Origin of the sequence: Micromonospora sp. NPDC126480, assembly GCF_040302465.1 — a bacterium.
Lineage (GTDB): Bacteria > Actinomycetota > Actinomycetes > Mycobacteriales > Micromonosporaceae > Micromonospora.
Window position 1 is genome coordinate 344,059 of record NZ_JBEORU010000002.1, and the last position, 12,184, is coordinate 356,242.

At 72.1% G+C, this 12,184-nt stretch carries 10 protein-coding genes; 5 read left to right on the forward strand and 5 right to left on the reverse strand.

Translation table 11 applies throughout. The annotated features are described in order from the left end of the window. Positions 1 to 8: 8 nt before the first annotated feature. From ABTW87_RS03170 to ABTW87_RS03180, 3 genes are all read right to left on the reverse strand, one after another. Positions 9 to 1,058 carry a sigma-70 family RNA polymerase sigma factor gene (locus tag ABTW87_RS03170; RefSeq protein ID WP_350648061.1) on the reverse strand — a complete coding sequence of 350 codons (1,050 nt, stop codon included), beginning with the start codon at positions 1,056 to 1,058 and terminating at the stop codon, positions 9 to 11. A 116-nt stretch (positions 1,059 to 1,174) separates the two neighbouring features. Next, the gene (locus ABTW87_RS03175) at positions 1,175 to 1,516 is read right to left on the reverse strand and encodes an ArsR/SmtB family transcription factor (RefSeq protein WP_350647994.1); all 342 of its coding nucleotides are present in this window, start codon (positions 1,514 to 1,516) and stop codon (positions 1,175 to 1,177) included. A gap of 121 nt (positions 1,517 to 1,637) precedes the next feature. Continuing rightward, on the reverse strand, positions 1,638 to 3,005 hold the full coding sequence (locus ABTW87_RS03180) for an extracellular catalytic domain type 1 short-chain-length polyhydroxyalkanoate depolymerase (RefSeq protein ID WP_350647996.1): 1,368 nt from the start codon (positions 3,003 to 3,005) through the stop codon (positions 1,638 to 1,640). A gap of 277 nt (positions 3,006 to 3,282) precedes the next feature. Between ABTW87_RS03180 and ABTW87_RS03185 the strand changes: the two genes are divergently transcribed. Beyond that, positions 3,283 to 4,260, forward strand: a complete 978-nt coding sequence (locus ABTW87_RS03185; protein ID WP_350647998.1) for a PaaX family transcriptional regulator — start codon at positions 3,283 to 3,285, stop codon at positions 4,258 to 4,260. Positions 4,261 to 4,323: 63 nt separating this feature from the next. Here ABTW87_RS03185 and ABTW87_RS03190 read toward each other — a convergent pair whose 3' ends face one another. After that, entirely contained in the window at positions 4,324 to 6,315 is a 1,992-nt protein-coding gene (locus ABTW87_RS03190) for an acyl-CoA dehydrogenase family protein (protein WP_350647999.1), read from the reverse strand. Positions 6,316 to 6,568: 253 nt separating this feature from the next. On the opposite strand from ABTW87_RS03190, the gene ABTW87_RS03195 reads away from it, so the two are divergent. Both ABTW87_RS03195 and ABTW87_RS03200 read left to right on the forward strand, forming a co-directional pair. Continuing rightward, positions 6,569 to 8,038 carry a family 43 glycosylhydrolase gene (locus ABTW87_RS03195; RefSeq protein ID WP_350648001.1) on the forward strand — a complete coding sequence of 490 codons (1,470 nt, stop codon included), beginning with the start codon at positions 6,569 to 6,571 and terminating at the stop codon, positions 8,036 to 8,038. Between the two features lie 16 nt (positions 8,039 to 8,054). Next, positions 8,055 to 9,725 carry an RICIN domain-containing protein gene (locus ABTW87_RS03200; RefSeq protein WP_350648003.1) on the forward strand — a complete coding sequence of 557 codons (1,671 nt, stop codon included), beginning with the start codon at positions 8,055 to 8,057 and terminating at the stop codon, positions 9,723 to 9,725. A 20-nt stretch (positions 9,726 to 9,745) separates the two neighbouring features. Here the strand turns inward: ABTW87_RS03200 and ABTW87_RS03205 are convergent, their stop codons facing one another. Then, positions 9,746 to 10,285, reverse strand: a complete 540-nt coding sequence (locus ABTW87_RS03205; RefSeq protein ID WP_350648005.1) for a DM13 domain-containing protein — start codon at positions 10,283 to 10,285, stop codon at positions 9,746 to 9,748. A 115-nt stretch (positions 10,286 to 10,400) separates the two neighbouring features. On the opposite strand from ABTW87_RS03205, the gene ABTW87_RS03210 reads away from it, so the two are divergent. Continuing rightward, the gene (locus ABTW87_RS03210; RefSeq protein WP_350648006.1) at positions 10,401 to 11,099 is read left to right on the forward strand and encodes a response regulator transcription factor; all 699 of its coding nucleotides are present in this window, start codon (positions 10,401 to 10,403) and stop codon (positions 11,097 to 11,099) included. Then, positions 11,096 to 12,133 (forward strand): sensor histidine kinase, encoded by a 1,038-nt coding sequence (locus tag ABTW87_RS03215; RefSeq protein ID WP_350648008.1) that lies wholly within the window; start codon positions 11,096 to 11,098, stop codon positions 12,131 to 12,133. Before ABTW87_RS03210 ends, ABTW87_RS03215 begins: the two co-directional genes overlap by 4 nt. The last annotated feature ends 51 nt before the right edge of the window (positions 12,134 to 12,184 follow it).

Genomic DNA, 12,184 nt, shown 5'->3' on the forward strand with positions numbered 1-12,184 from the left:
CGTCAGGACTACAACCCCGGCCGCCCCGCGAAGTCATCGCTCCCGCCGGCTCCTACCGGCAACCGGTCCGGAAGTTGGAACGCCGGCAGGCGCGCGTCGAGGAACGACACGACCTCGGCGACCCGCTGGCCGCGCAGCACCAGCAGGTCCAGGCCCGCGGGCAGGTAGGCGGAGGCGGCGTCGTTCCACAGGTACGTCCCGAACGCGAGCTGCCCGTTGGCCCGCGCCGGCCGGAACCGCCACCGGCGCCGGCCCGCCGCGTCGGCCAGGAAACCGCGGATCTGCTCGTGGCCCTCGTACCAGGCGATCAGCGGTGGCATCGAGTACCGCGCGTCCTCCGTCAGCATCGCCACGATCGCGTCGACGTCACCGGACTCCCACGCCGCGGCGTACCGCCGGGCCACCTCCCGCAGCGCCGCGTCGCCCAGCTCGGCGAGGATCCGCTGCTGGCTCACGCTCGGCGCCCGGTCGGCGACGATCCGGCGGGCACGCTGCAGCGCGCTGTTGACTGCGGCCACCGTGGTGTCGAGCAGATCGGCGGTCTCGCCGGCGGCGTAGCCGAGGACGTCGCGCAGCAGCAGGACGGCGCGTTGCCGTGGCGGCAGATGCTGCAGGGCGGCGACGAACGCGAGTTCCGTGCTCTCTCTCGCGATCGCGCGTGCCTCCGGATCCAGCTCGGTGGACCAGGCCATCAGCCGGTCCGGGTACGGCTCGAGCCAGACCGCCTCGACCGCAGGCACGTCGCGTCCGGCGAAGTCGGTCGGCAGCTCACGCCGTCCCCGCCGGGCGAGGAGGGTCAGCGCACGGTTCGTCGCGATCCGGTAGAGCCACGCCCGGACCGATCGGTCCTCGAACCGGTCGAGTGCACGCCACGCCCGGTCCAGGGTGTCCTGGACGGCGTCCTCCGCGTCGTGGACCGAGCCGAGCATCCGGTAGCAGTGCGCGCGCAGCTCGTCGCGCAGCGGTGCGACCAGACGGCTGAAGGCGGTGCCGTCACCGGCACGCGCGGCGGCGAGCAACTGCGCGACGGCGACCTCGCCCGTCGACTCCGGCCCCACCAACGGTCTGTCTCGGCCCACCCGCTCCAACCTAGGCGCACCGGAACGGCACCGCTACGCCGGTCGGCCGGCCGACCGGCGGGCCGGGCGCACCCGGCCCGCCGGGACCGTGCCGCTCAGCGGGCCTTCTTCGTCGCCCGCTTGCGGGGCGGCGTCAACAGGTCGGCGATCGCGGCGATCGCGGAGGGCACGAGGCGGTAGTACGCCCAGACGCCCCGCTTGTCGCGCTCGAGCAGGCCGGCCTCGGTGAGGATCCGCAGGTGGTGACTCACGGTCGGCTGGGAGAGGCCGAGCGGTGCGGTGAGATCACTCACGGACGCCTCACCCTCCGGAGCGGACTGGATCAGGCTGAGCAGTCGTAGTCGAGCCGGGTCGGCGACGGCCTTCAGCACTCCCGCGAGCCGCTCGGCGTCGGCGCGCTTGATCGGCTCGCCGGCGAGCGGCGAGATGGCAGGCATAGCAGTGTTGGCAGGTCCCACGTCTCCCATGGTTGCACCAACACCATCGATAGGTCGGTTGAATCCCAACCTGGTCACCGTCAATTTCGCGAGTCGGGCCACCGTGGCTGGCCGCCCGGTGTCAGGACACCGCGCACGACGCGCCGTTGAGGTTGAACGAGCTCGGCCGGGCGGTGTTACCGGTGTGGGTGGCCTGGAAGCCGATGGTGACCGACCCGTTGGCGGGGATGCCCGCGTTGTAGGCGAGGTTCCTGGCTGTCACCTGACCGGAGGTGGGGGCGTAGGAGGCGTTCCAGCCCGACGTGATGGTCTGCCCGCCCGGCAGCGTGAAGACCAGGGACCAGCCGTTGATGGCCGTGGCGCCGGTGTTGGCGACGGTGATGTTCTCAGTCAGTCCGGTGTTCCAGGCGTTGACGGCGACGGTCACCCGACAGGTTCCGGGGCCCGGGGCGGTCGGGCTCGGCGGAACGGTCGGGCTCGGCGGGACGGTCGGGCTCGGCGGGACGGTCGGGCTCGGGGGATAGGTCGGGCTGGGTGGGGTGGTGGGGTTCGACGGGTCGGACAGGCCGAAGAACTGGATGGCCGAGGCGGCCATGCCGGCGGCGGGCAGGCTGTGTCCGGCGCCCTGGATGCTGTACGCCTCGACCTGGACGGTGCCACTGGTGTCGGCGTACCGGCGGCGGTTCCAGTTGGCCTGTGGTGTGTCGGTGGAGGTGGGCGTCTGGCTGAGCCCGAACACATTGGTCCACTGCTCGATGGTTTCCTGCAGGAGCTGGTACGGCACCAGCGTGTCGTTGGTGCCGTGCCACAACTGGACCCGTGGGCGGCGGCCGGGGTAGCCGGGGTAGGCCTGACGGACCGCGTCGCCCCACTGCTGCGGGGTCCGGTTCATGTTTCCGCCGGTGCACTGGCTGCTGCCGGGCGGGAAGTCCGCGGCGTTGGCGAAGCAGTTGTAGGGCACTCCCATGAAGGCGGCGCCGGCCTTGAACACGTCGGGGTACAGGGCGAGCAGGTGGTTGGTCATCATGCCGCCGGACGAACTGCCGGTGGCGTAGACCCGGTCGGCGTCGGCGCCGTACCGCTGCTGGGTGTAGCGGACCATCGACATGATCGACGCCGGGTCGCTGCCGCCACCGCGGCGCTTGGCGGCGTCGGACCAGACGTCGAAGCAGTTGCCGAAGCCGGCCTGCTGCGTCGCGGTCGGGTAGATCACGATGAACCCGTACCGGTCGGCCAGGGCGGCGAACTCGCTGCCGGAGTGGAAGCCGGGCCCCGACCCGCCGCAGCCGTGCATGGCGACGAGCGTCGCCGGCCTGGCCGGGCGGGAGTCGGGCACGTAGACGTGCATGCGCATCCCGCCCGGGTTGTCGCCGAAGCTGGTCACCTCGGTCAACGACGCCGCGTACGCGGGCCGGAGCGTGGGGACCACCAAGCCGACCGCGGCCAGCGACGCGGCGAGGCCGAGCAGCAGATTCCTTCTGATTCTCACCGGGATGACTCCTTTGATCATCTGTGCAGGCTGGGACTGGTCGTGCGGTTCACTCGCGGGTGTGCCCGGTACCCCGCGGTGGGCGCACGTCGCCGCTCCTGTGCGGCTCGCCCTGCCCGGCTCCGGTGGCGTCGTGTAGCAGATAGTGTTCCCGTGGGACCGACAAGTGTCAATCGATTACCATCGACTGACTGAGGTCGTTCACCTGCGCTCCGGTCTGGTCGGCGCGCCGGCTACAGTTCGTTACCCCGTCCCCGAGCCCCCGCCCGGAGCGCCCGTGACCATTCCGTTCGACATCGAGGAGATGTTTCCGGGCGACGGGGACCAGCCCTTGCGGCTGCCCCGGCGGCAGGTCGGCAACTCACCCCAGGGCGTCGCGGTGACCCTGCTGGCGGACTACACCCTGCGCACCCGTGCCGCGGTCCCGTCCGCCGCGATCGTCGCGCTGCTCGCGGACTCCGGCGTCACCACCGCCGGCGCGCGTACCGCGATCAGCCGCCTGGCCCGCCGTGGCGTGCTGGAGGGCAGCCGACAGGGGCGGCGCAGCTTCTACCGGCTCAGCCACGCCGCGGCCGCGAACCTCGCCGGCGGCGGCAGGTGGATCCTCGCCACCACCGCCGCGACCGCCCCGTGGGACGGGTGCTGGACGATCGTCGCCTTCTCCCTGCCGCAGGAGTTGGCCGCGCAGCGGCGGGCGCTGCGCGGCCAGCTCCGTTGGCTCGGGTACGCGCCGCTGTACGACGGGCTGTGGATCTCGCCGCACGAGCTGACCCCGCCGGCCCGGGCGCAACTTGCCCAGCTCTCCCTCGGTGCCGTCACGGTGTTCCGGGGACGACAGACCGAGCTCGACGCCACGAGTCGTCGCGCCCCCATCGACGCCTGGGACGTCGATGCGATCGCCCGGCACTACGCGGAGTTCCTCCGGCGCTGGACACCGCTGCTGCCCCGGGCGCGGTCGGGGCGGGTCGACGGTGCGGCGGCGGTGCGGGCGCGTACCGAGATCATGGACACCTTCCGCCGCTTCCCCACCCTCGACCCGCGGCTGCCGTTGGAACTCCTTCCGCCGGGATGGCTCCGGGAGCCCGCCCGGGAGCTGTTCGCGGCAATCTACGACGGCCTCGCCGAGCCCGCCGAGCAGCACGTCCGAACGCTCGTCGCGCGGCTCACCGGCGGTGTGGATCCCGGGATCCGGGCGCACACCACCGCCGACCTGCATGCCGGCGTACGCGACGGCATCGGGCCGGTCGGTCGGTGACCCGGCGGCCTCCGCCAGCGGTAGCGGGCCGAGTGACGGTTGGCCGGATCCGACTCCTCCCGCCTACGCCGGCACCGCCCGCTGGTCACCGGCGGCGTCATGGGCGGCCATGGTCGCCTGCCGGCCGGGTTCCTCGCGCAGGACGGCGCAGTGCAGCCACGGGTCCGGGATGGCGAAACCGTCCACGAGCGTCCGCATGTGCGGGCGCAGTTCCTTCAGCAGTCCGTTCACCACCCCGGTGATCGCCTTGGCGCGGGCCGGGGTGAGACGCCCGTGCTCCAGGAACCATCCCTTGTGCGCCTCGATGACGCTGAGCGCGTACAGGTCGCAGACCCGGGCGAGCAGTGCCTGGACCGACGGGTCCGCGGTCTCGTCGATGCCGGCGACGAACGCCTCCAGGGTGACCCGGTCGATGTGCGCGGCGGCGACGGCGAGGACGTGGTCCTGGACGTCGTTGAAGATGTCGAACGGCCGGTCCTTCTTCGTGGTCGCACCGTTGCGCAGGCGACGCACCGCGCCGTCGAGGAGATGCCTCTCCCGGTCCTCGAAGAGCGCGAGCTGCCAGCCGCGGTCGGTGACGGCGACCTCCTCGTCGCGGCCGGGTACGGCGCTGATCAGCCGCTCGATGAGCGACCGCGCGGCGGTGCGTTCGAGCACCATCTCGCGGACCTGCTCGGCGACGAAGGAGGCGCGCCCCCAGCCGTCCAACGAGCCGAACTCGTCCCGGTAGCCGGTGAGCAGCCCCTTGGCCACCAGTTGCAGGAGCACCGTGTTGTCGCCCTCGAACGTGGTGAAGACGTCGGTGTCGGCCTTGAGGCCGGGCAGCCGGTTCTCGGCCAGGTAGCCGGCGCCGCCGCACGCCTCGCGGCACATCTGGATGGTGCGGGTCGCGTGCCAGGTCTGTGCGGCCTTGAGACCGGCGGCCCGGGACTCCAGCTCCCGTTGCCGGTGCTCGTCGACCGGCCCGGCGCCGCCCTGTACCGCGTTGAGTGCGGCGACCAACTCGGCCTGGGCGAAGTGCAACGCGTACGTGGTGGCCAGTGCGGGCAGCAGCTTGCGCTGGTGGGCCAGGTAGTCGTTGAGCAGCACCTCCCGGTCGGCGTCGGGGGTGTCGAACTGGCGGCGGATGTCGCCGTAGCGCACCGCGATGGTCAGCGCGGACTTGGTGGCCGCCGCCGCGGCGCCGCCCACGCTCACCCGGCCGCGAACCAGGGTGCCGAGCATCGTGAAGAAGCGCCGGGAGTCGTTCTCGATCGGACTGGAGTACGTCCCGTCCTCGGCGACTTGACCGTAGCGGTCCAGCAGCATGTCCCGCGGCACGCGCACGTGCTCGAAGCTGAGCCGCCCGTTGTCGACGCCGAGCAGGCCGGCCTTGGGCCCGGCGTCGCCGATGGTCACGCCGGGCAGCGGGTCGCCCTGGGCGTCGCGGATCGGGACCAGCCACGCGTGTACGCCGTGCCGCCGCCCGTTGGTGATCAGCTGCGCGAAGACCACCGCCATGCGCCCGTCCCGGGCGGCGTTGCCGATGTAGTCCTTCCGGGCCGCCTCGTGCGGGGTGTGCAGGTCGAAGGTCTGCGTCCGGGGGTCGTACGTGCAGGTGGTGCGCAGCTGCTGGACGTCGGAGCCGTGGCCGGTCTCGGTCATGGCGAAGCAGCCGAGAATCTCGCCCGCGATGATGTCGCGCAGATAGGCGTCGTGGTGCCGCTGGGTGCCCAGGGCCTCCACCGCGCCACCGAACAGGCCCCACTGGACACCCGCCTTGACCATCAGCGACAGGTCGACCTGGGCCAGCATCTCGCTGGCGACGATCGAGCCGCCGACGTCGGACCTGCCGCCGTAACCGGTGGGGAACGCCGAGGCGACGCCCAGCTCGACGGGGAGCTCGGTGAGCAGCCGGCTGATCCGCTCCCGCGCCTGGTCACCGGTCTCGCCGTACACCGGGAGGAAGCGCTCGTCGAGGTGTTTCCGGTGCGCCTCGCGTACCTCGGCCCACGGTCCGTCGAGCACTTCCCGCAGGCGTGCGAGGTCGATGCGGCCGGACGCGTGATCGGGCATGGTCACCCCTTTGGCTCGCGGACATATGGGTGCACTTCGTACCCGATCAAGCGTACCCAGCCGCCGCGGTGATCCGGTGGGCATGGCCACGGTGAGACGGGCCACCCTCGCCGGCCGCCGTCCCGGCGCCCGTCGGCGGCCGGTCGTCGCGGCTCAGCCCGCATCAAGTTGACAGTCATCGATGTTAACGACAACATACGGTTGGCGGTCGGCTGTGACGGCACCGTCATGTGTCGCCCCGAGGAGGAAGCGCGTGAAGCTGGACCAGGAGCCGCCACGGGGTTCGCACCCGCGTACGGTGCGGGCGCTGTCGGCCGTCGCTGTGGCGGCGGCGCTGCTGCTGGCCGCCGGTGCGGTGGCCGCGTCGCCCGCGGCGTGGGCGGCGGCCGTGGACGTCGGGGCGACCTATGTGTTCGTCAACCGGCACAGCGGCAAGGCGATGGACGTCCACAACTGGTCGACGGCGGAGAACGCGCCGGTGAACCAGTGGGCGCGTAACGACCTCGCCGTCCAGCAGTGGCAGTTCGTGGACGCCGGCGGCGGCCACTACACGATCCGTTCGCGGCACAGTGGGAAGGTGCTGGACCTGCCGGGCACGGCGGACGGCACGCAGTTGGTGCAGCGCACCGACAGTGGGGCGGCGACGCAGCAGTTCCGGTTGCAGGACTCGGCGGGCGGATTCGTGCGGTTCGTCAACCGCCACAGCGGCAAGGTCGTCGACGTGTGGAACTGGTCCACGGCGGACGGTGGTCGGCTGGCCGGCTATCGGGATCTCGACGGCGCGAACCAGCAGTGGCAACTGATCCGCCTCGGCGTCAACCCGCCCACCACGCCGCCACCGGCGTCCTATCCCCAGCCCGGCAGGGTTTCCGGCGACATCGGGGTGCACGACCCGACCGTGGTCAGGCGGCCCGAGGGCGGGTACCTCGTCGCCCACACCGGCGACGACATCGCGCTCAAGACCTCCACCGACCGGGTCACCTTCCGCAACGCCGGCGTGGTCTTCCCCGGCGGTGCGCCGTGGACGACCGCCTACACCGGCGGCGGGCGCAACCTCTGGGCACCGGACCTGTCCTACCACAACGGCCGCTACCACCTGTACTACTCCGCGTCGACCTTCGGCTCCAACCGGTCGGCGATCTTCCTCGCCACCAGCACCACCGGCGCCTCCGGCAGCTGGACCAATGCGGGCCTGGTCATCGAGTCGCGCAGCACCGACAACTTCAACGCCATCGACCCGAACCTCACGGTCGACGACCAGGGCCGCTGGTGGCTGAGCTTCGGCTCGTTCTGGTCGGGCATCAAGCTGATCCAGATCGACCCGGGCACCGGGCGACGGCTCGGTACGGCGATGCACAGCCTGGCGGCCTACGGGCCCGGCATCGAAGCCCCCGTCATCGTCAAGCGGCACAGCTGGTACTACCTGTACGTCTCGTTCGACCGCTGCTGCCAGGGCGCCAGCAGCACCTACCGGGTGATGGTCGGCCGCTCCACCGCCCCGACCGGGCCGTTCGTCGACCGCGCCGGCCGCGACATGCTGGCCGGCGGGGGCACCCAGATGCTGGCCTCGCACGGCGGCGTCCACGGCCCCGGCCACCAGGCGGTGCTGGCCGACAGCGACGGGGACCACCTCTTCTACCACTACTACGCCGACGACGGGGCGTCGCTGCTCGGCATCAACCGGATCGGATACGACGCCGCCGGCTGGCCCTACCTCTACTGATCGGTCAGGAGGACCGATGATTCGCACCCTCACCAGGAGATCACCCCGCGGCCGGTCGGCCCGCCCTCGCCGTCGCACCGGTCTGGTGCTGGCGCTGGTGACCGCGCTGGCCGGCGCCGCCGGTGTCGCGTTGGTCGCCGCGCCGTCGGCACAGGCCGCGGTCATCGACACCGGCGCCTACTACGTCCTGGTCAACCGACACAGCGGCAAGGTCCTCGACGTCCGGGACACGTCGGTGGCGGACGGCGCCGCGATCCAGCAGTGGACCCGTAACGACGGCGAGTGGCAGCAGTTCCAGTTCGTCGCCTCCGGTGGGGGCTACTACCGCCTCAAGGCCCGCCACAGCGGCAAGGTCGTCGACCTGTGGGAGTGGAACGTCGCGGACGGCGCCGACTACCGCCAGTGGCCCGACCTGAACGCCGCCAACCAGCAGTTCCAGGTCCTCGACTCCGACAGCGGTCATGTCCGACTGATCAACCGTCACTCCGCCAAGGCCCTCGAGGTGTGGGGGTGGTCCACCGCCGACGGCGCCCGGGTCAGCCAGTACGCCGACCTCAACGGCGCGAACCAGCAGTGGCAGATGATCCGGGTCGGCGGTGGCGGCAGCCCGACCACGCCACCACCGGGCACCGGTTGCGGCAGCGGGTCGTACCACGCCGAGGCCGTGCTGAGCGGAAGCACCTGGACCGCCCGCAACGGGTCGTCGACGGTGTACTCGGGGTCGAGCATGCTGTCGGCGATGCAGGCCGCGGTGAACTCACTGTCGGCGGGACGGACGTCGAAGCAGCGGGTGGTGGTCCGTGGCTCCGGGTCGATGAGCGCGGGCTCCCGGCTGTCCCTGCCGTCGTACACGACGCTCGCCGTGTGCGGCACGATCAACGTGACCGGCTCGGGTTCCGGTGACTACGCGCCGGTCTACTCGCGCGGGACCACCGACGTGGAGGTGCAGAACCTGACGCTGACCGGCTCGCCGCTGTACGGGATCTTCATGCGGAACGTGAACAACCTGACCCTGGGGCAGATCGACATGCGGCTCTCCGGCGGCCTGGGCGTCCGCGTCGACAACCACGGCGGGGACCGGGCGGTGAAGGTGCGCAACGTGCGCATCGACAACGTGTACGTGTCCGGGACCGGCGCGCACGGGGTGGAGACGTACGGCGTGGACGGCCTCACGATCGGAACGGTCACGGCGCGGAACACCGGCTACTCCGGGCTGCTGCTCAACGACACGGTCAACGCCACGGTCGGTACGGTCGACGCGCAGGGCGCCGGGACCGGCACCGGGTACGCCGCGTTCCGGATGGCCAACCGTAACGGGCGGGTTGGCAGCTCGTACCCGACGAACATCCGGGTCGGCAACGTCGCCGCCGCCGGCGGCGGCCGGGGGATCTTCTGTGTCTCGGAGTCCGGTGGCGCGGTCATCGACCGGGTGACGATCTCGAACACGGGAAACAACGCGATCCTGGTGGAGAACTGCTACAACGTGACGATCGCCGGGGTGTCCGGAACGGTGACCGGTGGCGGCGAGATCAGGATCGCCGCCCGGACGGAATTCCCGCTCTCCTCCGGCATCCGGTTCCAGAACCTCACCGTCACCAACACCAACATCACGCAGAGCCCCTGCGGCGGGACGAACAACACGATCAGCAATGTCACGCGGGTCAACTCGACGCTGACCTGGTGCTGACCGACCAGGCGCCGCGCCGCTCAGGCGAGCGGCGCGGCGCCGAAGGACACCGCGAACCGCTTGCACCAGATCGACACGCTGCGCAGCCCGTCCAGGTCGACCGAGGCCGGGATGTCGTACGCCTGGTCGCCGATGTTGCCCTTGAGCTGGCCCAGCTCGACCCAGCGGCCGTCGTCGAACACGTGCCAGCCGGCGCGGCCGGGCAGCACCTCCCGGTCGGTGAGCCAGACCCGTAGGTCGGGGCCGTCGGACGTGTCCAGCCCGCGCACGAGCAGTTGACGACGGCCATCGGCGAGGCGGACCAGCTGCACCCGCCCGGTCGTGTCGTGCTCGTGGGAGACGAAGTCGCCGGCGGCGAGGACCACGGCCGCGGGTGGCGCCGACGCGGTCGGCCGCGGCTCCGCCGACCCGGTCGGCTGCGGCTCCGCCACCGTGGGCAGCGCCTCGCGTACCTCGCGGTCGGTCACCAGCCGCCACGGCTGGAACAGGTACAGGCCCACCCCGAGCCCGGTGACGACCACGACGGCGAGGACGGACAACAGCCAACGTCGTCTGAGCATGGTGATCACCATAGGCCCGCGCGGTGCGGGAAGGTCTTTCCGTTCGCTTACGGCCCGTCCGACCGGCCGGTGGCGGACGCCCGCACCGGGCCGGTGGTGGATAGGGTTGCCCGCCATGGGGCACCACGTGCTCGTCGTGGACGACGACCGGACGGTCAGCGATGTCGTCCGGCGCTACCTGGAGCAGGACGGCTGCCGGGTCCGGCTGTCCTTCGACGGGGCGGACGCGCTCGCCGCGGTCGCCGCCGAGCCGCCCGACCTGGTCGTCCTCGACCTGATGATGCCGGGTCTGGACGGCATCGAGGTGTGCAGACGGCTGCGTGCCCGGATGCCGGACCTGCCGGTCGTCATGCTGACGGCGCTCGGTGACGAGGCCGACCGGGTCGCCGGGCTCGAGGTCGGCGCGGACGACTACGTGACCAAGCCGTTCTCCCCCCGGGAGCTGGTGCTGCGCATCCGGTCCGTGCTGCGTCGCGCGGCGCCGCGCGACGCGGAGGCCCCGGAGGTGCTGCGCGACGGCGACCTGACCGCGGACACCGTCCGCCGGGTCGCCCGGCTCGGCGACGATCACCTGGCGCTGACCCTGCGGGAGTTCGACCTGCTCGCGTTTCTGCTGCGCCACCCCGGGCGGGCCTGGTCGCGCGCCGAGCTGCTGGACCGCGTGTGGGGCTGGCGGTTCGGCGACCAGTCCACCGTCACCGTCCACGTCCGGCGGCTGCGGGAGAAGATCGAGGACCGCCCCGCCGAACCGCGGCGCATCGTCACCGTGTGGGGTGTCGGCTACCGGTACGAGCCGCAGGGGCCGGACCGGTGAGGGATCTGCTGCTCATCGGTCTCTACGCGCTGATCGCCGGCGGGACCGTCGCCGCGCTCGGCGCCGGCGCGCTGCGCCTGACCCGCAACCGGTCGATCCTCGCCCACGTGGCGGTGCTGCTGGCCGTCACCGTCGCATCGGTGGCGGCGGGTGTCACGGCGGTCGCCCAGGCCATGTTCCTGTCCGCGCACGACCTGCAGGTCGTGCTCGTCACGGTCGCGGCCTCCGCGGCGGTCACCCTGGCCGTCGGGGTGGCGTTCGCCCGGCGGCTGGCGCAGGCGGCGGTCTGGGCCGACCAGTCGCGGCAGCGGGAACGGCAGTTGGAGGCCGGCCGCCGGGAGCTGGTCGCCTGGGTCTCCCACGACCTGCGTACCCCGCTCGCGGGCCTGCGCGCGATGGCGGAAGCACTCGAGGACAGGGTCGTCGACGATCCGGCGACGGTGGCCGAGTACCACCACCGGATCCGGGCCGAGACGGATCGGATGACCCGCCTGGTCGACGATCTGTTCGAGCTGTCGCGGATCAACGCCGGTGCGCTACGGCCCGTGCTGTCCCCGGTGCCGCTCGGCGACATCATCTCGGATGCGATCGCGGCCACCGCGCCGCTGGCCGTCGACCGGCGGGTGCGGGTGCTCGCCCCGGACAGCGGCTGGCCGACCGTCCGGGCGGCCGAGGCGGAGCTTGCCCGGGTGGTGACGAACCTGCTCGTCAACGCCGTGCGGTACACCCCGCGGGACGGCACGGTTCGGATCGACGCCGGCCGTGACGAGAAAGACGTGTGGCTCGCGGTCTCCGACACCTGTGGCGGCATCCCCGACACCGATCTGCCCCGGCTGTTCGACGTGGCGTTCCGGGGCGAACGGGCCCGCACCCCCGCACCGACCGGCGCCGACCGCGACGAATCCACCGGCGGAGGGCTGGGCCTGGCGATCGTGCGCGGTCTGGTCGAGGCACAGGGCGGGCGGGTGCACGCGCAGAACCTCGCCGAGGGGTGCCGTTTCGTGGTCCGCCTCCCGGCGGCCGCGACGAGCTGACGGCCCGGCCGCCCGGATCGGGACCGGGTCCGGGGCTTTCTACCCGGGTGT

Coding starts and splice junctions, on each gene's coding strand:
- ABTW87_RS03210 (WP_350648006.1), top strand. CDS start 10,401: ATGGGGCACCACGTGCTCGTCGTGGACGACGACCGGACGGTCAGCGAT.
- ABTW87_RS03175 (WP_350647994.1), bottom strand. CDS start 1,516: ATGCCTGCCATCTCGCCGCTCGCCGGCGAGCCGATCAAGCGCGCCGAC.
- ABTW87_RS03205 (WP_350648005.1), bottom strand. CDS start 10,285: ATGCTCAGACGACGTTGGCTGTTGTCCGTCCTCGCCGTCGTGGTCGTC.
- ABTW87_RS03200 (WP_350648003.1), top strand. CDS start 8,055: ATGATTCGCACCCTCACCAGGAGATCACCCCGCGGCCGGTCGGCCCGC.
- ABTW87_RS03190 (WP_350647999.1), bottom strand. CDS start 6,315: ATGCCCGATCACGCGTCCGGCCGCATCGACCTCGCACGCCTGCGGGAA.